The organism is Campylobacter sp. W0066.2 (genome assembly GCF_024723515.1).
Taxonomy (GTDB): Bacteria; Campylobacterota; Campylobacteria; order Campylobacterales; family Campylobacteraceae; genus Campylobacter_D.
Genome location: NZ_JANQCV010000013.1, coordinates 17,161 through 37,910, shown reverse-complemented (window position 1 = coordinate 37,910; position 20,750 = coordinate 17,161). Strand labels below are relative to the sequence as shown.

Genomic DNA, 20,750 nt, shown 5'->3' with positions numbered 1-20,750 from the left:
CTACTCATTCATGATGGATAATAACTCTTCATTGCTTTTGGTTTTTAGCATTTTAGAGTATAAGAATTTTAAAGCCTCTATATCATCCATTTGTGAAATAGCTGATCTAATTGCCCAAATTTTTTGAAGCTTTTCAACACCTTGGAGCAATTCTTCTTTTCTAGTGCCTGATTTTATGATATTAATTGCAGGGTAAATTCTTCTATCGGAAATATTTCTATCAAGAACGATTTCACTATTTCCTGTCCCTTTAAATTCTTCAAAAATCACTTCATCCATTCTTGAGCCTGTTTCTATCAAAGCAGTTGCTATAATGGTTAATGAGCCACCATGTTCTATATTTCTAGCTGCACCAAAAAAGCGTTTTGGTTTATGTAAGGCATTTGCATCAACCCCGCCACTTAAAACCTTACCACTACTTGGCGTAGCAGTATTATAAGCTCTTGCTAATCTTGTAATAGAATCAAGCAAGATAATGACATCTTTACCTGTTTCTACCATCCTTTTTGCTTTTTCTATGACAAGCTCAGCTACCCTAACATGATTATAAGCGGGTAAGTCAAAAGTTGAGCTAAAAACCTCACCTTTGACACATCTTTGCATATCTGTAACTTCTTCAGGACGCTCATCTACTAAAAGTACAATCAAATGAGCCTCTGGGTGATTTTTAGCAATAGCAGTGGCTAGTTCCTTCATTAGTTCAGTTTTACCAGTTCTTGGAGGTGCTACGATTAAGCTTCTTTGGCCTTTTCCTATAGGGGTAAATAAGTCAAGCATTCTACCTGTAAGTTTTAAAGGATCGTATTCTAATTTGATTTTTTCAGTTGGAAAAATTGGAGTAAGATTGTCAAATAAAGGTCTTTCTCTAGCTTCTTTTAATGGAAGATAATTAATTGCTTCGATTTTTAATAAAGCATAGTATTTTTCTTGATCTTTTGGCTCTCTAACTTGACCGGTAACTATATCCCCAACACGTAGAGCAAATTTGCGAATTTGTGAGTTTGATACATAAGCATCATTTACACTATCGCTTAAATTTGAATCCATTCCACGCAAAAAGCCATAGCCTTCAGGTGAAATTTCTAAAATCCCTGTAAAGAGTATAAAACCACCTTTTTTGGTTTGTGCTTTTAGAATTTCAAAAATAAGATCTTGTCTTCTAAATTCTCTTGGGTTTTCTATTTCTGCTTCATTGGCAATTTTAACTAAGCTTTCTAGATCAAGCAACTTTAAATCTTCTATCTTATAACCTTCCACTGGAATGTGTGTTCTTTGATGTTGTTTTTTTTCTTTTGTATTTTCCATATATCCTCTAAAATGTAGAAAATGTAGTATTTAATAATGAATAAGAGATTTTATTCAAAAAAATGCTTCTTTGTCAAATTTTTAAAATTATAATATAGCTTTGTAAATAATTTTTAAAATAGTGATTTTAAAAAAATGATAAAATATTGTAAAAATTATCAAAGAAAGTATAAGATGAAATGCAAACACTGCCAATTAAGTTTCAGACAAGATCAAATGATAGAAAAAAATGGAAATTATTTTTGCTGTAAGGGTTGTAAGAGTGTTTATGAGATTTTACAAGAAAATAATTTGGAAGAATTTTATGAAAAACTTGGCAATCAAACCCTAACTCCTGCGATAATAGAACATAATGTTAAAGATTATGAAAAATACATACAAAAAACCAAAGAAGGTTTTCGTGAGATTTTTTTACTTATAGAAGAAATTCATTGTGCTGCCTGTGTTTGGCTTAATGAAAAAATTCTTATTAAAAGTGAAGGAGTGATAGAAGTTGATATTAATTCTATTACTCATAAAGCTAGAATTGTTTTTGATGAAAAAAGCATAAATTTAGCAAAAATTATCCAAAGTATAGAAAGTATTGGTTATAAAGCTAGTGTGTATTTGCCTACAAAAAATGAGCAAAGAGCAACTCAAACCAAAAGAGATTTTTATGCAAAATTAATAGTTGCCATAGCTTGTGTGATGAATATCATGTGGATATCTGTAGCTAAGTATGCTGGGTTTTTTAGTGGCATGGAAGTTGATACTAAGGATATTTTACATTTTGCTGAATTTTTACTTTGCACTCCTGTGCTTTTTTACACAGGTTCGATTTTTTATAAAAATGCCTATTATGCTTTGAAATTTAAAAGTGTTAATATGGACACTTTGGTAATTAGTGGAGCAAGTTTAGCTTATATATATTCAGTGTGGGCAATGTTTTCAAGAGCTTCGCAAGTGTATTTTGATTCTGTGGCAATGATTATTTGTTTTGTTTTTATAGGAAAGTACTTAGAGCTTTTAAGTAAGAAAAAAGCTCTTGATACGCTTGGTCATTTACGATCGTTTTTAAGTAATGAAGTAAGGGTATTAAAAAATGACAAAATAGAAAATATCGATATAGAAGAAGTGCAAATAGGAGATATTATAGAGTTAAAAGAAGGCGATAGAGTTTTAATAGATGGAGTATGTGTTAGTGGTAATATTAGCTTGGATATGTCTAGTTTAAGCGGAGAGAGTTTACCGCTTGATGTGCAAAAAGATGATATGATTTATTCTGCTTCTTTGGTTTTAAGCGGGAATGCTTTATATAAAGCAAACACACTTTATAAGGATTCTAAATTAGTTAGGATTATTAATTTACTTGAAAACTCCAGTTCAAAAAAAGCCAAAATAGAAAAAATGGTACAGCAAGTAAGTAAGTATTTTTCACCTATTATTTTAACTTGTGCTTTGCTTTGCTTTGCTTTTACTTTTTTTGTGTTAAATTTGGGTTTTGAAGAGGCTATGATACGCATGGTTTCTGTGTTAATTATAGCTTGCCCATGTGCTTTAGCTTTAGCTACACCGGTAAGTTCTTTAGTAGCAATTAGTGCTGGTTTGAAAGAAAAAATTTTATTCAAAGAAGCAGGTGTTGTGGAGGATTTGAGTAAATGTAATGTGGCTGTGTTTGATAAAACAGGGGTTTTAACAAAGGCTAGTTTAGAAGTTAAAAAAAGCTTTTTGGATGAGAGGTTAGATAAAAATGAGTTATTAAATTTCTTACACCTGACTAACCACCCAGTGGCTAAAAGCATTTTGAAATTTTTAGATGAAAAAATTGATAGCAGAATAGAATTTGAAAAAGTTCAAAATTTTCAAGCAAGAGGTTATAAAGCCTTTTTGGGTAAAGATGAATTTTTGGGAGGAAATGAGAAATTTTTCAAAGAAAATCATATGCAAGTACAAGAATTTCAAACTACGCATTTTATATTTGCTAAAAATAAAACTATATTAGCAGTTTTTGAATTAGAAGATAGTATGAGAGAAAACTCTGAAGAGTTGATCGAATTTATGAAAGAATGCAAAATGCAAATTTATATGTTAAGTGGTGATAATTTACATGCTGTGAGCAAGGTGGCTGAAAAATTAAAAATAAATCATTTCAAAGCTTCATGTATGCCAGAAGATAAAATGCAAATAATAGCTAACTTAAATCAAACAGGTAAGGTTTTAATGGTAGGAGATGGGGTAAATGATGCTCTAGCGCTTTCTTATGCAGGTGTTGGGGTTTCTTTAAAAGAAGGTTCTGAACTTGCTATGGAAAATAGTGATATTATATTGTTAAAAAATGACCTAAAAAGCTTACAAAAAGCCATACAAATAGCTAAAAAAACTTATCAAATTATTAAACAAAATTTGGCTTTTTCTTTATTTTATAATGCCTTGAGCATGCCTTTAGCTTTTTTTGGTTTGATTAATCCCTTAATCGCGGCTTTATCAATGTCTTTTAGTAGTATAATAGTGATTTTAAATGCTTTAAGGATTAAAAAATGAACGGTGTTTTAATGATGATGATAGGCGTTTCTTTGGTTGCTTTATTTTTGGCAATTTGTGCTTTGCTTTGGGGTATAAAGAATAAGCAATTTGATGATGATTATAAATTTACTATTTTAAATGATAGTGAAGATGCTTTAAATGATGCGGTGATTTTAGAAAAAAGAAAAAAAGAAGCTTTAGAAAAGAACAAAAAACAGCCATAAAGGCTGTTAAATTATTTTTTTAAGCTTTCAATATAATCTTCAATTGCTTTGAAATCTGCTTCTGTTAAACCTTTAAGGTTAATTTTCATGATCGCTCCTTGACCATAAGCATTTCTTTTACCTGCTGCATAGTCTTTCATATATTGTAATCTTTCAGCTGCAGTTAAAGTATTTAAAGCAGGAACTTTGTTAAGGTAAACTTTATCTGCTTTAGCACCATGACATACTGCACATTTTTTATAAAGTGTAGCACCATCTGCAGCAAAAGCTGAAACACCAAGACATGCTAAAGCTGATAAAACAAGTAGCTTTTTCATTGTATCACTCCTATATAAATTGAAAATAAAATGTTTTTAATTATATGCTTTTTTTATTTAAAGTCGCTTAAAAAACTTTTTTACTTGATAAATTATAAAATCTTAAAAAAAATTCATTATAATTTTTTTATGAAAACAAAGGCGTTATTTTTAGATAGAGATGGGATTATTAATATAGATAAAAAATATGTTCATAAGATTGAAGATTTTGAATTTTGTGATGGTATTTTTGAGTTTTGTGATTTTTTTCAAAAGCAAAATTTTTTAATTTTTGTAGTTACTAATCAATCAGGTATTGCAAGGGCTTATTATAGTGAAAAAGATTTTGAAATTTTGAGTTTGTATATGCTAGGTGAGTTTTTGAAAAAAGGTATTAAAATAGAAAAAATTTATCACTGCCCACATTTAGAAAATTGCGAATGTCGTAAGCCAAAACCTGGTATGCTTCTAAAAGCACAAAAAGAATTTAATATAGATTTTTCTCAATCTTTTTTTATAGGGGATAATTTAAGTGATATGCAAGCTGGAATCAATGTTGGTATAAAAAATCTATTTTTGATTAGTGAAAATTATAATGATGATGAAAATTATAGAGTATTTAAAAATTTAAAAGAACTTTTGCATTATTTAAAGGATAAAAAATGAAAATAGTGATAACGGGTGGAGCAGGTTTTATAGGCTCTGCTCTTGCTTTAGAACTTCAGGATAAACATGAGGTTTTGATTGTAGATAAAATGCGCTCAAGTGCTACTTTTGAAAATGGAAATTTAGAAAGCTTTGGTCATTTTAAGAATATTTTAGATTTTGAAGGTGAGCTTTATGTGGGTGATATTAATGATGAAAAAACTTTAAAAGTTATAAAAGATTTTAAACCCGATGCGATCTTTCATAAGGCTGCAATTTCAGATACAACTGTTTATGATCAAAACAAAGTTTTAAAGACTAATTTAAACACTTTTAAAGATTTTATAGAACTTGCTTTAGAGCTTAATGCAAAATTAATCTATGCAAGTTCAGCTTCAGTTTATGGAGATGCACCAAGCCCACAAACTGTAAATTTAAGTGAAGCTCCTAAAAATCCTTACGCATTTTCAAAGCTAATGATGGATAAATTAGCAAAAAAATACTTTGATAAAATACATATAGTTGGGCTTAGATATTTTAATGTATATGGCAAGGGAGAATTTTTTAAAAATAGCACTGCTTCTATGATTTTGCAATTTGGACATCAAATTTTAGCGGGTAAAAGTCCGCGTTTATTTGAGGGAAGTGATCAAATTTATCGTGATTTTGTATATATTAAAGATGTTGTGAGCGCAAATTTGCAAGCTTTAGAAGCAAAAAGTGGAATTTATAATGTAGCTACAGGTAAGGCAAGAACTTTTCAAGATATAGTTGATATTTTACAAAAAGAATTAAACACTAATTATCCTTGTGAGTATATTCCTAATCCTTATAAAAACGCTTATCAATTTCATACTCAAGCAAAATTAGATGAGAGTTTTTCATATAAAGCTAAATTTAGTCTTGAAGAGGGAATAAAAGATTATTTAGATGAGATTAAAGGGCTTTATGAAAAGGAAGTAAATGCTTGATTTTTTAAGTTCTAAAAAGCCAAAAATTTTAGTTGTTGGGGATTTTATGGTGGATCATTATATATGGTGTGATTGCACTAGAATTTCTCCAGAAGCTCCTGTAATGGTGATGAAATCACAAAAAGAAGATAAAAGACTAGGTGGGGCTGGCAATGTATATGCAAATTTAAAAAGTCTTGGCGCTGAGGTTTTTGCTTTGGGGCTTGTGGGTGATGATGAGAGTGGGAGATTTTTAAAAGAGAATTTAAATGCAAAATTATTAGTAGAAAAAGGTAGAAAAACCCCTCTTAAGAGCAGGGTTTTATCACATTCTCAGCAAGTTTTAAGACTTGATGATGAGAATGATTTTGACACTAAATTAGAAGATAAAATTATTCAAGAGTATAAAAAAATCGCAAAAGATTATGATGCGATTATTTTGAGCGATTATGCTAAAGGAGCTTTAACTTCAAAAGTTACAAAGGCTTTGATAGAGCATGCAAATACTTTAAATTTACCTATTTTGATTGACCCAAAAGGAAGTGATTTTAGCAAATATCAAAATGCAACCTTGCTAACTCCAAATAAAAAAGAAGCCATTCAAGCTTTGGGTGTAGAAAAAATTGATAATTTAGAAAAAGCTTTAAAAAAATTAAAAGATGATTTAAATCTAGCTTATTCTATTATAACTTTATCTGAAGAAGGAATAGCACTTTTTGATGAAAAATTGTATATTATTCCTGCAAAAGCCTTGGAAGTTTATGATGTAACAGGAGCTGGAGATAGTGTTATAGCTATGCTTGCTTATGCTTTAGCCTTAAAAGTTGATATTGTAAAAGCGTGCGAGCTAGCAAATGATGCAGCAGCTGTTGTGGTAGCAAAAGTAGGAAGTGTGAGTGTAAGTTTAGAAGAGATTAAAAATCTAAAAAAAGCTTCTTTTGAAGATAAAATTAAAAGCAAAGAAGAGCTTGTAAAATTAATACAAAATCAAAAAGTAGTTTTTACCAACGGATGTTTTGATATTATGCATTATGGTCATATAAAATATCTTGAAAAAGCTAAAAAATTAGGAGATATCTTAGTTGTAGGTTTAAATTCAGATGAAAGCGTAAAAAGACTAAAAGGAAGCTCAAGACCTATAAATTTAGAGTTCCAACGTGCATGTATGCTTGCGAGTATGTATTTTGTAGATTATGTAGTGATTTTTAATGAAGATACTCCTTATGAATTAATAGAGTTTTTAAAGCCTGATGTGTTAGTTAAAGGAGCTGATTATAAAGGCAAAGAAGTAGCGGGCTCAAATTTAGTAAAAAAAGTAGAATTGATTGACTTTGAAGATGGATTTAGCACTACTAATATAATTAATAGGATTACAAATGATAAATAAAATTGAAAAGGAATTTATTCAACATCAAAAAACTTTAGAACAAAGTTTGAATTTAAAAGAGCAAATTGCTATGGTTGCTCAAGAGTTAAAAGTATGTTTGGAAAACGGAGGGAAAATTTTAATTTGTGGAAATGGTGGAAGCGCTGCAGATAGCCAACATTTTGCAGCTGAACTTAGTGGAAGATATAAAAAAGAAAGAAAGGCTTTAGCTGCTATTGCCCTAAGCACTGATACTTCTGCTTTAAGTGCTATAGGAAATGATTATGGTTTTGAATTTGTTTTTTCAAGACAAGTTGAAGCTTTAGCTAGTGATAATGATGTATTGATTGGAATTTCTACTAGTGGAAAAAGTTCAAATGTGGTCAAAGCTTTTGAAAAAGCCAAAGAAGTTGGTGTTAAATGTATAGGACTTAGTGGAAAGGGTGGTGGAGTGATGAATGCATTATGTGAATATAATATAGTCATTCCAAGCGATGATACGGCTAGAATTCAAGAAATGCATATTTTAATCATACACTGCTTATGTGATTTGATAGAAGAAGAATATTAAGTTTGGGTTATTTTCCCAAACTTAAATAATATTCAATTTGATCTTTTTGTAAAATTCTAATTAAATTTGTACTTCCTGCAACACCTACTGGAAATCCTGCAGTAAGAGTGTAAACCCCATCTTTTTTTATAAGGCCTTTTTCAACTCCAAGTTTTACAGAATTGCTTAAAAGTTCTGTTAAATTTTCATGCTTTTCTATCAATATAGCAGGTTGAACTCCCCAAACTATACTTAAAAAATTTAAAGCTTTTTTAGAATGAGTAATAGCTATGATATCCATTTTTGGACGATATCTTGCTGTTTTAACTGCAGAAGCACCACTGCTTGTGATGGTAAAAATTGCATTTGCATTTAAATCAGTAGCTAATTGTGTGCTTGATTTAGCAATGATATCGGTTTCATTGAAACATTTAAAGCTTTCAAATTTTTCATAAGGATAGTTTTTTTCTGTTTCTATAATGGTTTGAGTCATAATATCAACCGCATTTGCCGGATCAATCCCCACTGCACTTTCTTCGCTAAGCATAACTGCATCAGTGCCATCAAGTACTGCATTAGCAACATCTGAAATTTCAGCTCTTGTGGCAGTTTTTGATTTTGCAAGAGAAAAAAGCATTTGAGTGGCAGTGATGACAGGTTTATTAGCCTCGTTAGCTTTTTTAATGATGAGTTTTTGTATATTTGGCACTCTATAATAAGGCACTTCAATGCCCAAATCCCCTCTTGCTACCATTATACCATCACTACAATTTATGATTTCATCGATATTTTCAACAGCATCAAATTTTTCTATTTTTGCAAAAATAGCAATTTTAGCATTATTTTCATCAAGTATTTTTTTAACTTCATCAATATCATGAGCATTTTGCACAAAAGATATGGCTAAAAAGTCAACATCATTTTTAATACCCCATGCAAGATCGTCTTTATCTTTTTGGGTGATAACATCGATATTAATTTTTGTATTAGGAAAATTAATTCCCTTGTTTGAACTAAGCACCCCGTTATTTTCTACTTGGGTTTGAATAAAATCTTTTTCAACTTGCACTACTTTAGTTTTGATGGAGCCATCACAAAGATAGATGTATTCTCCTACCTTTAGCATTGAAAGAATTTCAGGATGATTAATACAGACTTTATAATGTTCATTAGAAAGTTTTTCTCCTTCAAAAGTATCCTTGTAAAAGTCTAGTCTATCTCCATTTTTTAATTCAAAAGCTTCTGGAATTTTTAAGGTTCTAATTTTTGGTCCACTAATATCTTGTAAAATTCCAATTCTTGCATTAAGTTCAGTTGCTACTTTTCTAATAGTAGTCAGATTTTGACTATGATACTCATGGGTTCCATGTGAAAAATTTAAACGAAAAACATTCACCCCATTAATAATCATTTGTCTTATTGTAGCTTCGTTTTCACTTGCTGGTCCAATCGTTGCAACTATTTTTGTTTTTTTTAACATTTCTTATCCTTTTTATAGTAGTTCGCTAGTAAATAAATCCTCATTAAAATTAGCACCCAAGTACTGACAAATAAGTTTTGCATCTCTATAGCCATTACCAAGACAGCTTGTAGCACCTGGACTTGGTGTCATATTGAAAATTATACCTGGAATTTCAGTGATACTTGCTTCACCAAGCATTAATTCTCCTGCCTTTTTATCAAGCACTTGAGGACGCACTCCGCCAAAGTTTTTAGCATAGTAAATATCATCTGTTTTTAAACTAGGAACTATTTTTTTGGCATCTTTTACAAAAAGTCTTTTGTTAATATAAGGAATTTCAAACAAATAATTATAAAGAATATAATTTCTAATAGTAGAATCTTTAAAAAGATTAAGGCAAATTTTGACTACATTCATGTCTAAGTTAAGTGTTTTGAAAAATTCAGGTAGTGATTTAAAACCATGGTATCTTTCTAACATAGGGATAACTAAGGCAGTAGGGCCAAAGCGTGTATTCATATTAGCTAATAAATCAGGATCACCATGTAGCGCAGCAAATGGTAGTTTTGGATTTTGCACCATGTAAACTTTACCATTTAAAATTTTTCTTTTAGACATATAAAAACTTCCTGCAACCGGAAAGCAAGATTTGTCTAAACCTATACCCATTTTATGTGCTAAAAATAAAGAATGCGCTCCTGCATTTACTATAATAGATTTCGCGCTATATTCTTTAAAATCTTTTGTTTTAATATAAAAAATATCATCTTTTTTTTCTATAAACACAACTTCTTGATTATAGGCAACATGAGTATTTTTTCCTTGTTTGCAAGCTTGTTCTATAAGATTTTGACTCATCAAGCCAAAATCTACTGTAGTATAAACCGCTCCTGCTTCTACACCCATAGCTACTACTTCATCGGTTCTATCATTTATGCCATCTTCGCCTAATACAACATTAGGTTCTATTTGCTTAATTTCATCTTTAGTATAAAATTTAATATAAGGATATAATTCTTTAAATTCTTCATATCTATTTTTCATATACTCGTATTCTTTGTCTCCAACTGCAAGTGCGAGTTTTTGGTGTGAGTGCATAAACTTATTTTGTGCATTTTGCAAAAGACCATATTTTACAATCATATCTGCTGTTGTTTTAACTTTTTTTGCTTTTTCTAAAGTGTAATTTGTCTCTATATCACCACAGTGGATAGTTTGTGAATTGCTTGTGCTATGGCTATTTAAAGTTGCAGCGCTATTGTATTTTTCTAACAAAGCAATATTTTGAATATTTGTGTATCTAGCCAGCTCGTAAAATACTGCAGCACCAGAAATCCCACCGCCAATTACCACGGTATCAAAATGTTTTTGATCCATTGTTATCAATTCCTTTTGTGTGTTTGATTTTGTTAATAATATCAAAATATAGTTGTTTTGAGTAAATAAATTTTTATAATTTCAAGCGCTTGGGTATAGAAATAAATTTTAAAGTATAAAATTTTCACAAACAGCTTTTTTCATACCTCTAAAAATTAAAAATTTATCATAAATTGCATAGTCGAAAAAATTTGCAAGAAATTGCCCATCTCCGCCTGTAAAATATAATTTTTTATCATATGCACTATCTTTTATAAGTAAATATATGCTTTTAAAAACTCCATAACTTAAAGCATCAACGGTTCTTTGAGGGAAAGCATCAAAATTAATCTGTGTGTTTAGCTCGTATCTTAAACGTGATGAAATATTGGAAAAAGACTTTTTATAGCTTTCAATACCTGGGAGTATAAATCCCCCAAGATGAATAGAATTAGAAATAATATCTACAGTTATTGCAGAACCCGCATCAACTACAACACCATCTTCTATAGTGTAACATGCTGCTATTCTATCAACCCCTAAATTCTCATAAATAGTATCAAAATTAAAATATGGGGCAAGATTGATAAATAAAGGATTTTGTTCTAATCTTTGCTCTAAATTTGGATTTACATTGATATAAAATACTTTTTGTGTAGGTTCGTATTGTAAAAACTGCTCAATACTCATAGAATAAAATTTTTGCTCATTCAGAAAACTAGCGGTTGTATTACCAATATCACATAAAAGCATAATTTTTAATCCCTTTAGTAGCTAGATATTCTTTTGCTTTAGAACAAATTAAAGCTTGGTGAAATATAAAATAATTTTGAAAATTTAAGTTTAGAGTTTGGTTTATATTTTGAAAAATACTTTCAAATTCTAGACATTCTTTTGTTAAAATTTTACTTTTTGCAAAAGAAAATAAAATCAAACAACACTGTTTATTTGTATTCTCTCCATAAATACAAATTAATTTTTTCTTTTTACTAAAAGCATGGATATTTAAGGATTTAGTATTTTTTAAAACAATCCCATATTTTATAAGAATATCACTAAGCTCTTGATTCATTTTAGTTTAATTGTAAAAATTTATTTTGAAAGAAAAATTTACCATTAGCCATAAAACTTTTTTTATCAACGGCTTCACTTAGTTTATATACTGTATAATCTTTCAAATTTGTATCTAGCTTGATCAAATAACCTGTTTTTTCAAAAATATACAAAGAGTTATTGTACAAGGTGCTTTTGGAAAATAGAGCAAATTGAAATTTTACTTCATCGATTTTTCTAAGATTATAATCATTTTTAATAACTCTTCCATCTTTTGTTAGTACAAAAATTTCATTATCATTAGTGTTTACTTCTTTAATATTTTCGTTTAAATATAAGGTTCTATTTGGAGTAACAACGATGATTTTTTGTGCAGTTGCAGCAACCATAGTATCATTTTTAACATGAAGATAGATGATATTGTTAAAAAATTCCTCACTACTTACTAAAATTTCTTTACTCACTTTTAGTGTGCTTTTATTAAGTATGGCTAATTTTCCATTAAGCATAGGATATATAATAATGGTATTTAAAAAATAAGGATTAGCATAGCGACTATCCTGAGCATAAGCCGTACCAAGATTTTGAAGCATTTTAATACCAAGATTTTTATTTGCATATACTAAGGTATTGCTAGCTAAAATTAAAGCTATATCATCTCCATCTATACTTGCACTCACTATACTTTCATTAAATTTATGAGAAAATAATTCATCACCTTGTAAATTTAAAATCTTAAAATTTCCATTATCATCGCCAATAAGAACCTCTTCTTGTTGCATATTTATAATATGGTAATTTTTATCTAGTTTAAAATTAATAATATTTCCCATAGTATCTATAAAGGAATTATTGCTTAATTGTGCTATATTGTTATTGAAATTTATAATTTTACCATTAATACTTTGAGAGCTATAAGGAAGCTGTTCTGCTTGCGTTGGTTGGTAATACTCCCTTTTTGTGCCACAAGCACTAAAAAATATTAAAGCAATGATAAATAAATAAAAGTGTTTCATTTTATTCCTTGATAATGTTTTAAGCTTGTAATAATCTGCCATAAAGGAGAATTTATAGGTATTTTATTAAATTCTATATCTGCATTTTTAAAATCGTTTTGTTTTAGAAAATCAAAACCTACTAATAAGGTATTATAATCTTTCAAAAAGTCTGATTTTTGATTGTTTTGAGCAAGCACTATTTGTTTTAACAAAGGATCTATGTTAAGAATTAAAGTTTGATTAAGATCTTGATTGTTTTGACTCATCATGAATATGGTGTATAGATTTGCATTTTTTTGTTTTAATTCTTCAAGTAATTTTTGGTCTGAAGGATTTTTCAATAAGTTGTTAAAAATTATATTACTTTCTTGAATATTACTTTCTTGTTTTAGATTGTAAAAATAACTTCCGCTAAGATATGCGATTAAAAGTACAATGATTACAATGAAATAGTATTTGTATTTTTTTATAAAGCGCTCAGATTTGATAAAATTTTCCATCATTTGCTCTTGAGAGCTTAATTCTGCTTGAACCGCTTTTAGGTTTTCTTTTAAAGCCATATTTTCCCTTTTTTAGCAAGAATAAATATTATTTATTGTTTTAAGTCTATAATTGTAACATATAAAAATGAAAAAATAAATGATTTTATGTTATAATTTTTAACCTAAAAAGAGTTTTCTTGAGTTAAAAATTAAGATTAAGGTAAATTATGCAAATTGATGATAAATTATTAACCAAACTTGAAAAGCTAAGTGCTTTAAAAATTGCTGATGAGAAAAGACAAGAATTAGAAGAACAATTAAGTCAGATTGTTAATTTTGTAGAAAAATTAGATGAGTTAAAACTTGATGATGTTGAAGCTATGACTAGCACTACAAATGCTGCAACTCCATTTAGACTAGATGAAAGTAGAAAATCTGATGTGATAGATATGCTTAGCAAGCATGCTCCAAATTCTCAGGATGGATTTTTTATAGTCCCTAAGATAATTGAATAAAATATTTGGAGTTTAATATAGATGGAAAATTTTTCTTGGTTTGATGTATTTGTTTTAGGTTTAACTGCGATTTTAGGTTTAAAAGGTTTGGTAAGTGGCTTATTTAAGGAAATTTTTGGTTTATTAGGCATAGTTGGTGGGGTTTTACTTGCTTCAAGATATGCTAAAGAAGTAGCAGAAATTATTAATAATAATTTTTATGCAATTGAAAACGAAAATCTTGCGATTTTTGCAGGATTTTTGGTTTTGTTAATTGTAATTTGGGTAGCTTGTATGGCTTTAGGAAATATATTATCAAAGATTTTTAGTATGAGTGGTCTTGGTTTTATAGATCGTATAGGTGGATTTTTATTTGGTAGCGCTAAAATATTTTTGATTTTTGCAATTTTAGTGGCTTGTATTAATAATATAGAATTTTTAAATGCAAACTTAGAAAAATATGCTAAAAATAGTTATACATTAGATCTACTTAGACAAACAGGTGATTTTATAATGAATACTGATTTTACTCAAAATGGTTTAGATAAAATACAAGAACAAATTATAGATTCTAATTTAAGTCTAAATTCGGAGGTAAATAATGCAAATTGAAAATATTGAATATGATGTTTTGCTTGAGCGTTTTAAAAAAACACTTAAAGATAATGGTCTAAAATATACTAAACAAAGAGAAGTGCTTTTAAAAACTTTATATAATAGCGATATGCATTATACTCCAGAAAGTCTATATGTAGAAATAAAGCAAAAAAATCCCGAATTAAATGTAGGCATTGCAACAGTTTATAGAACTTTAAATTTGTTAGAAGAATCCGGTATGGCTACTTCTATATCTTTTGGTGCTTCAGGGAAGAAATTTGAACTTGCAAATAAACCTCACCATGATCATTTGATTTGTAAAAGTTGTGGCGAGATTGTAGAATTTGAAAATCCTATTATCGAACAGCAACAAATGTTAATCGCAAAAGAATATAATTTTAAATTAACAGGACATTTAATGCAACTTTATGGCCTATGTCCACAATGTAGTAAAAAATAAAGGTATATTTAATGTTTGATAATATTTTAGAGCAACAAAAAATTCAAAAAGCGCAAGAGTTAAAAAAACTAGGAATCAACCCTTATCCACACTTTTTAAAAAAAGAAATGAGTATAAGTGAATATAAGGCTAAATTCATCTATATTAAAGATATAGAAAATCAGCGTGATGAAAATGCTCATGGAGTATTAGCAGGAAGATTAAAGCTTCTTAGAATAGCTGGTAAATCAGTATTTGCTAATATAGAAGATGAACAAGATAATTTACAAATTTATTTCAATCAAAACATTTTAGGGGAAGAATACTTTGCCATTTTAAAAAAATATCTTGAAGTAGGAGATATTGTTTTGGTTAAAGGTTTTCCTTTTATGACAAAAACAGGAGAATTTAGTCTTCATGTAGAACAAATTCAAATAGCTACAAAAGCTATAGTGCCTTTACCGGAAAAATATCATGGACTGACAGATATTGAGCAAAGATATAGAAAAAGATATCTTGATATGATTATGAATAGTGAGGTGAGAAAAGATTTTATTTTGCGTTCTAAAATCGTTTCTTACATTAGATCTTTTTTTGATAACAAAGGATTTTTGGAAGTTGAAACACCAATGATGCATCCTATTGCAGGAGGAGCAAATGCAAAGCCTTTTGTAACTTATCACAATGCTTTGGGTGTGGAAAGATTTTTAAGAATTGCTCCAGAGTTATATCTAAAACGTTTGATTGTAGGTGGCTTTGAGGCGGTTTATGAGATTAATAGATGTTTTAGAAATGAAGGGATGGATTTAACACATAATCCTGAATTTACTACAATCGAGTTTTATTGGGCTTATCATAATTATCATGATTTAATGGATTTAACAGAAGAGCTTTTTGCTATGCTTTTAGATAGATTAAAATTAGATAAAAAACTTGAATTTGATGAAAAAATAATTGATTTTTCTAAGCCATTTGAAAGAATTACTTATAAAGACGCATTAAAAAAATATGGCGGTTTGGATGATGAGCTTATTAATAATAAAGAATTAATTTTGGAAAAGCTAAAAAAAGATGGATTTGAAGCCAATGAAAAATTGGAATTAGGTCATTTACAAGCTGAACTTTTTGATAATTATGTTGAAGATAAATTGATTGATCCTACTTTTGTGATAGATTTTCCTATTTCTATAAGTCCTTTATCTAGAAGAAGTGATAAAGATGCAGATATTGCTGAAAGATTTGAGTTGTTTATCGCAGGTAGAGAAATTGCTAATGGATTTAATGAGCTTAATGATCCTCTAGATCAATATGAGAGATTTTTAAAGCAAATTGAAGCAAAAAATGCAGGTGATGAAGAAGCATGTGAAATGGATGAGGATTTTGTTAATGCATTAGGTTATGCCATGGCACCAACTGCAGGGCAAGGTATAGGAATAGATAGATTGATTATGCTTTTAATTAATAAAAAATCAATTCGTGATGTAGTGCTTTTCCCAGCCATGAGACCACTTAAAAATGAGATAAAAGGAGAGTAAATGTTGGAAAATTTTGATAAAGAAATTTTTGATTTAACCCAAAAAGAGTTAGCAAGACAATGCGATGGTCTTGAAATGATAGCAAGTGAAAATTTTACCATACCAGAAGTTATGGAGGTAATGGGAAGTATTTTAACAAATAAATATGCAGAAGGCTATCCTGGTAAAAGATATTATGGTGGATGTGAATTTGTAGATGAGATTGAAACGATTGCTATAGAAAGATGTAAAAAACTTTTTAATTGTAATTTTGCCAATGTGCAACCTAATTCGGGCTCACAAGCAAATCAAGGTGTATATATGGCATTGTTAAATCCAGGTGATAGAATTTTGGGTATGGATTTAAGCCATGGAGGACACCTAACTCATGGTTCTAAAGTAAGTTCTTCTGGAAAGGTTTATGAAAGCTTTTTTTATGGAGTTGAGCTTGATGGAAGAATTAATTATGATAAAGTTAGAGAGATAGCAAAAGAAGTTAAGCCAAAACTTATTGTTTGTGGTGCTAGTGCTTATCCTAGAGTGATTGATTTTGCTAAATTTAGAGAAATAGCAGATGAGGTTGGTGCATACTTGTTTGCTGATATTGCGCATATTGCAGGTTTGGTTGTAGCAGGTGAGCATCCTAGTCCATTCCCTTATGCTCATGTTGTAAGCTCTACAACACATAAGACTTTAAGAGGCCCAAGGGGTGGGATTATTATGTGTAATGATGAAGAAATTGCTAAAAAAATCAATTCCGCAATTTTTCCAGGTATTCAAGGTGGTCCATTAATGCATGTAATTGCTGCTAAGGCAGTTGGGTTTAAATATAATTTAAGCGATGAGTGGAAAATTTATGCTAAGCAAATCATTAGAAATACTGCTACTTTGGCGCAAGTTTTAATAGATAGAAAATATGATTTAGTTAGCGGTGGCACTGATAATCATTTGATTTTATTAAGCTTTTTAAATAAAGAATTTAGTGGTAAAGATGCGGATTTAGCACTAGAAAGAGCAGGTATTACAGCTAATAAAAATACTGTTCCAGGTGAAACTAGAAGTCCTTTTGTAACGAGTGGTTTAAGACTTGGAACAGCGGCTTTAACAGCAAGAGGCTTTAAGGAAGAGCAAATTACTATTGTTGCAAATTATATAGCTGATATTTTAGATGATATACAAAATACTAAACTACAAGAGGAAATCAAGGTTAAACTGAAGGATTTGGCAAGTAATTTTATTATTTATGAAAGGGCTTTATTTTGATTACAACAATGGATTTAGCTTTAATTAAAATGGTTACAAGCCATTATTATATAAAGCGTGATACTATAGTAAATAAATATGAATACAAGGGTAGAATTTTCTTTGATAAATTTGAGAAAGTCAACGCTCCATTAACTGCTAGTGTTATACAAGAGCATATGGAAAAAAAGATAATCGTGGCACATTCTTTGATTAATAGTTTTGATAAGGTTGAAAATATTGTATTTGATTATAATGGTTTTAATGCAGAGCGTTTTTGGCATAGAGCGCAACTTGTTTTAAGAGAAGAAGGTTTTATTAATTTTACCGCTTATAGAACAAGAACTAATAATCACTTGCATTTATATATCCATAAAGGGCATACAACCTTTAACGAGGCTTGTTCTTTGGGTTCAAAATTATCTTTACTTTTTTCTCAAAAAATACCTGTAGAGTGGAAAGTTTTTCCTAGTATGGATATACCTAGAGAATTTAATATATTAACCTTGCCTTATGAAGTTTATCAAAAAGAACGCGGTGCTTCTTGGTCTAAACATATGTAATTTTTTGAAAGGATGAAAAATGGAAGAAAATAACAAAAATGAATTTGATGATATTATTTTACAAAAAAGTAATAAAAGTGAAAAGCTTAAAAAAATTTTACTTAGATCAATTATTTTAATCATTGTATTTTTGGTTGTTATGATAGCAATGAAGCTAATTAATGATCCAGGTGAAGAAAAAACATTGCAAATGCCATCAGAGCCACAAGAGCAAGCTACTTATGAAAATAATTTTAATTCTTTATCTATTACAGATAGCACTAAAGAAGAAGATGAATTTGAGGCTTTAGCTAGAAAATTAAAAGAAGAAAGCTCTCTGAGTGATACAAATACTTCTATAGAGGAAAAGCAAGAAGTTCCAAGTAATAGTGTTTTAGATCAAATTACTACAATAGAGCCAAAAGAAGAGCCAGCTAAGGTGGAAGAAAAACAAGAAGAGATTAAATCTATAGAAAAACCAACTCAAAAACCTTCCGAAAAACCAAAAAATAATATAGTTGAGCAGCAAAAAGCTCCAGAGCAAAGCAATACAAATGAATTATTTGAAAGTATCAAAACACCAAATATTCAAACACAACTTCCTTCAGGTGCTTATATTCAAGTTTTTTCTTTAAATAGTTTAGATCCTAAATCAAAAGAATTAAATATACTTAAAGAAAATGGATATGATTATAAAATTTATAAAACAACAGTAAATGGCAAAGAGCTAACGAAAGTTTTAGTTGGACCTTATAAAGAGAGTGAAGTAAAGACCGAATTAGAAAAAATACGTTCTAAAATTGCAAAAGGTGCTTTTACATTTAGAGTAAAATGAAAACTTTTGCAGTTATAGGTGATCCTATTATGCATTCTAAATCTCCAAGAATGCATAATAATGCCTTGCAAACACTCAAAGAAGACGCAGTTTATACAAGATATCATCTAAAAGATAAAGCAAAACTAAAAGAGATTATTCAAAAGTTAGATGGTGCTAATATCACCATACCTTTTAAAGAAGCAGCTTATAAAATAGCTGATTTTAAAGATGAAAGTGTTATACATATAGGCTCTGCTAATACTTTATTAAATAAAGATAATAAAATTTATGCTTATAATACAGATTATTTGGGATTTTTAAAAGCAATTGAGGATTTTTCTTTTATCAAAAATGCTTTGATTTTGGGTGCTGGGGGTACAGCAAAAGCTTTAGCTTATGCTTTAAAATCTAGAAATATTGAAGTTACAATAACAAATCGCTCTAGTGCTAGATTTGTAAAATTAACTGATTATCCATGTTTTTTATATGCCCAACTTGATTTAAGTAAAAAATTTGATTTGATTATCAATACGACTAGTGCAGGTTTAAATGATGAGAAATTACCTTGCCAAGAAGAGATTTTAAAAAGTATTTTTCAACATGCCAAATATGCTTTTGATGTGATATATGGTAAAAATACACCTTTTTTAAAATTAGCAAGAGAAAATGGCTTAAAAATAAAAGATGGTACACAAATGCTTTTATGGCAAGGTGTTTTTGCTCTTGAGTTATTTTTAGAATGTCAAAAAACAGAAGAAATTTTTAAAGCCATGGAAATGGCTTTAAAACTTCCTTAGTGGCTAAACCAAGATTTGATTTTATCAAACAAACTTTCTTGTTCTATAAAGTCTTCTTCATCTGCTAAGCCAAAACTTTTCTCAAGCTGTAATAGTAGATTTTTTTGTTCATCAGTAAGCGTTTTTGGAAATTTTATTTCAATTTGTACAATATGTGAGCCTAATTTTCCATTGTGAATATTTTTAACACCTTCGTTGGCTAATTCGAATTTTTGTTTATCTTTTGCACCGACTGGAAGTTTAAGATCAGCCTCTCCTCTTATAGTGGATACTTTAATAGTTTTTCCAAGAGCAGCTTGGGTAAAAAATACAGGTACTATGGTATAGATATCATCATCATGTCTGATAAATTTATCATCATCTTCTACGATGATTTTGATATATAAATCACCTCTTTGAGAAGAATTTGGAAGCTCATTTGCTTTATTTTGTACTCTAAGACTCATACCGCTGTCTATGCCTTCTGGTATATCAAGTTCTATATGATCTTTTATTTCTTCATAGCCATTACCATGACATGTTTTGCATTTATCTTTTATAATCTGACCGCTACCTTTACAATGATCGCAGCTTTGCACAAAGGTCATAAAGCCTTGTCTAACACCAACTTGCCCTTTTCCTCCGCAATGAGGACAAGTATCTAATTTTCCATTTTCTGAACCACTTCCTTTGCATGATTTACAAAAACTTTTATAGGTAAAATCGATCTTTTTTTTACAGCCAAAAACAGCTTCTTTAAAGCTAATTTTTGTTGTTATTTTTAAATCTTGAGGATATTTATTTCCTTTTTCTTTTTTACGCGTTGAGCTGCCAAAACCAAATCCATCTCCAAAAAAGCTCGAGAATATATCCCCTAAATCAACATCTCCAAAACCACCAAAACCACCGGCTTGACCTTTAAGCCCTTCTTTTCCGTATCTATCATATATGCTTCTTTTTTCATCATTGCTAAGCACCTCATAAGCTTCATTTACAAGCTTAAATTTCTCTTCCGCTTCTTTATCTCCTTGATTTCTATCAGGATGATATTTTAAAGCCATCTTTCTGTATGCTTTTTTTATGGTTTCTTTATCTGAAGTTCGGGAAATTTCTAGTATTTCATAATAATTAAGTTCCACT

23 protein-coding genes are annotated in these 20,750 nt (G+C 29.5%); 14 read left to right on the top strand and 9 right to left on the bottom strand.

What is annotated here, in order from left to right:
• Nucleotides 1-1,305 carry a transcription termination factor Rho gene (gene rho, locus CAMP18498_RS06830; RefSeq protein ID WP_337198117.1) on the bottom strand — a complete coding sequence of 435 codons (1,305 nt, stop codon included), beginning with the start codon at nucleotides 1,303-1,305 and terminating at the stop codon, nucleotides 1-3.
• A 174-nt stretch (nucleotides 1,306-1,479) separates the two neighbouring features.
• Here rho and CAMP18498_RS06825 point away from each other — a divergent pair, with 174 nt between their 5' ends.
• Both CAMP18498_RS06825 and ccoS read left to right on the top strand, forming a co-directional pair.
• Nucleotides 1,480-3,825: a heavy metal translocating P-type ATPase gene (locus CAMP18498_RS06825; protein ID WP_337198116.1), complete on the top strand. Its 2,346-nt coding sequence runs from the start codon at nucleotides 1,480-1,482 to the stop codon at nucleotides 3,823-3,825.
• Nucleotides 3,822-4,031, top strand: coding sequence for a cbb3-type cytochrome oxidase assembly protein CcoS (ccoS, locus tag CAMP18498_RS06820; protein ID WP_337198115.1), 210 nt, complete (start codon nucleotides 3,822-3,824; stop codon nucleotides 4,029-4,031). Before CAMP18498_RS06825 ends, ccoS begins: the two co-directional genes overlap by 4 nt.
• Nucleotides 4,032-4,042: 11 nt before the next feature.
• Here the strand turns inward: ccoS and CAMP18498_RS06815 are convergent, their stop codons facing one another.
• Nucleotides 4,043-4,348, bottom strand: coding sequence for a c-type cytochrome (locus tag CAMP18498_RS06815; RefSeq protein ID WP_087700117.1), 306 nt, complete (start codon nucleotides 4,346-4,348; stop codon nucleotides 4,043-4,045).
• Between the two features lie 30 nt (nucleotides 4,349-4,378).
• On the opposite strand from CAMP18498_RS06815, the gene CAMP18498_RS06810 reads away from it, so the two are divergent.
• Genes CAMP18498_RS06810 through gmhA form a run of 4 tightly spaced genes read left to right on the top strand, consistent with a single transcriptional unit; the run spans nucleotide 4,379 to nucleotide 7,859 of the window.
• Nucleotides 4,379-4,993: a D-glycero-alpha-D-manno-heptose-1,7-bisphosphate 7-phosphatase gene (locus tag CAMP18498_RS06810; protein ID WP_337198114.1), complete on the top strand. Its 615-nt coding sequence runs from the start codon at nucleotides 4,379-4,381 to the stop codon at nucleotides 4,991-4,993.
• Nucleotides 4,990-5,943 carry an ADP-glyceromanno-heptose 6-epimerase gene (rfaD, locus tag CAMP18498_RS06805; protein ID WP_337198113.1) on the top strand — a complete coding sequence of 318 codons (954 nt, stop codon included), beginning with the start codon at nucleotides 4,990-4,992 and terminating at the stop codon, nucleotides 5,941-5,943. The genes CAMP18498_RS06810 and rfaD overlap by 4 nt, the downstream gene beginning before the upstream one ends.
• Nucleotides 5,936-7,309 carry a D-glycero-beta-D-manno-heptose-7-phosphate kinase gene (gene rfaE1, locus CAMP18498_RS06800; protein WP_337198112.1) on the top strand — a complete coding sequence of 458 codons (1,374 nt, stop codon included), beginning with the start codon at nucleotides 5,936-5,938 and terminating at the stop codon, nucleotides 7,307-7,309. Before rfaD ends, rfaE1 begins: the two co-directional genes overlap by 8 nt.
• Nucleotides 7,299-7,859: a D-sedoheptulose 7-phosphate isomerase gene (gene gmhA / locus CAMP18498_RS06795; RefSeq protein WP_337198111.1), complete on the top strand. Its 561-nt coding sequence runs from the start codon at nucleotides 7,299-7,301 to the stop codon at nucleotides 7,857-7,859. Before rfaE1 ends, gmhA begins: the two co-directional genes overlap by 11 nt.
• Before the next feature lie 7 nt (nucleotides 7,860-7,866).
• On the opposite strand, the gene pyk is transcribed toward gmhA, so the two are convergent.
• From pyk to CAMP18498_RS06765, 6 genes are all read right to left on the bottom strand, one after another.
• Nucleotides 7,867-9,318, bottom strand: coding sequence for a pyruvate kinase (pyk, locus tag CAMP18498_RS06790; RefSeq protein WP_337198110.1), 1,452 nt, complete (start codon nucleotides 9,316-9,318; stop codon nucleotides 7,867-7,869).
• Between the two features lie 12 nt (nucleotides 9,319-9,330).
• The gene (locus CAMP18498_RS06785; protein ID WP_337198109.1) at nucleotides 9,331-10,677 is read right to left on the bottom strand and encodes an FAD-dependent oxidoreductase; all 1,347 of its coding nucleotides are present in this window, start codon (nucleotides 10,675-10,677) and stop codon (nucleotides 9,331-9,333) included.
• A 108-nt stretch (nucleotides 10,678-10,785) separates the two neighbouring features.
• Entirely contained in the window at nucleotides 10,786-11,409 is a 624-nt protein-coding gene (locus CAMP18498_RS06780) for a type III pantothenate kinase (RefSeq protein ID WP_337198108.1), read from the bottom strand.
• The gene (locus CAMP18498_RS06775) at nucleotides 11,396-11,728 is read right to left on the bottom strand and encodes a hypothetical protein (RefSeq protein WP_337198107.1); all 333 of its coding nucleotides are present in this window, start codon (nucleotides 11,726-11,728) and stop codon (nucleotides 11,396-11,398) included. The genes CAMP18498_RS06780 and CAMP18498_RS06775 overlap by 14 nt, the downstream gene beginning before the upstream one ends.
• Nucleotide 11,729: 1 nt before the next feature.
• The gene (locus CAMP18498_RS06770; RefSeq protein WP_337198106.1) at nucleotides 11,730-12,725 is read right to left on the bottom strand and encodes a hypothetical protein; all 996 of its coding nucleotides are present in this window, start codon (nucleotides 12,723-12,725) and stop codon (nucleotides 11,730-11,732) included.
• On the bottom strand, nucleotides 12,722-13,267 hold the full coding sequence (locus CAMP18498_RS06765; protein WP_337198105.1) for a hypothetical protein: 546 nt from the start codon (nucleotides 13,265-13,267) through the stop codon (nucleotides 12,722-12,724). Before CAMP18498_RS06765 ends, CAMP18498_RS06770 begins: the two co-directional genes overlap by 4 nt.
• Before the next feature lie 149 nt (nucleotides 13,268-13,416).
• On the opposite strand from CAMP18498_RS06765, the gene gatC reads away from it, so the two are divergent.
• The 8 genes from gatC to CAMP18498_RS06725 are packed head-to-tail and all read left to right on the top strand — an operon-like array spanning nucleotide 13,417 to nucleotide 19,631.
• Entirely contained in the window at nucleotides 13,417-13,704 is a 288-nt protein-coding gene (gene gatC, locus CAMP18498_RS06760) for an Asp-tRNA(Asn)/Glu-tRNA(Gln) amidotransferase subunit GatC (RefSeq protein ID WP_337198104.1), read from the top strand.
• 21 nt (nucleotides 13,705-13,725) lie between these two features.
• Nucleotides 13,726-14,295, top strand: coding sequence for a CvpA family protein (locus tag CAMP18498_RS06755; protein ID WP_337198103.1), 570 nt, complete (start codon nucleotides 13,726-13,728; stop codon nucleotides 14,293-14,295).
• Complete coding sequence (locus tag CAMP18498_RS06750) at nucleotides 14,285-14,740, top strand: Fur family transcriptional regulator (RefSeq protein ID WP_039617809.1); 456 nt, start codon at nucleotides 14,285-14,287, stop codon at nucleotides 14,738-14,740. The genes CAMP18498_RS06755 and CAMP18498_RS06750 overlap by 11 nt, the downstream gene beginning before the upstream one ends.
• Before the next feature lie 11 nt (nucleotides 14,741-14,751).
• A complete protein-coding gene (lysS, locus tag CAMP18498_RS06745) occupies nucleotides 14,752-16,254 on the top strand; it encodes a lysine--tRNA ligase (RefSeq protein WP_337198102.1) in 1,503 nt (500 codons plus the stop codon).
• Nucleotides 16,255-17,496 carry a serine hydroxymethyltransferase gene (locus tag CAMP18498_RS06740; RefSeq protein WP_337198101.1) on the top strand — a complete coding sequence of 414 codons (1,242 nt, stop codon included), beginning with the start codon at nucleotides 16,255-16,257 and terminating at the stop codon, nucleotides 17,494-17,496. It abuts the gene before it with no gap.
• A complete protein-coding gene (locus CAMP18498_RS06735; RefSeq protein ID WP_337198100.1) occupies nucleotides 17,493-18,038 on the top strand; it encodes a DUF1882 domain-containing protein in 546 nt (181 codons plus the stop codon). The genes CAMP18498_RS06740 and CAMP18498_RS06735 overlap by 4 nt, the downstream gene beginning before the upstream one ends.
• Before the next feature lie 19 nt (nucleotides 18,039-18,057).
• Entirely contained in the window at nucleotides 18,058-18,852 is a 795-nt protein-coding gene (locus tag CAMP18498_RS06730; protein ID WP_337198099.1) for an SPOR domain-containing protein, read from the top strand.
• A complete protein-coding gene (locus CAMP18498_RS06725; RefSeq protein ID WP_337198098.1) occupies nucleotides 18,849-19,631 on the top strand; it encodes a shikimate dehydrogenase in 783 nt (260 codons plus the stop codon). Before CAMP18498_RS06730 ends, CAMP18498_RS06725 begins: the two co-directional genes overlap by 4 nt.
• On the opposite strand, the gene dnaJ is transcribed toward CAMP18498_RS06725, so the two are convergent.
• Nucleotides 19,628-20,749 (bottom strand): molecular chaperone DnaJ, encoded by a 1,122-nt coding sequence (gene dnaJ / locus CAMP18498_RS06720; protein ID WP_337198097.1) that lies wholly within the window; start codon nucleotides 20,747-20,749, stop codon nucleotides 19,628-19,630. The genes CAMP18498_RS06725 and dnaJ overlap by 4 nt on opposite strands.
• Between the last annotated feature and the right edge of the window lies 1 nt (nucleotide 20,750).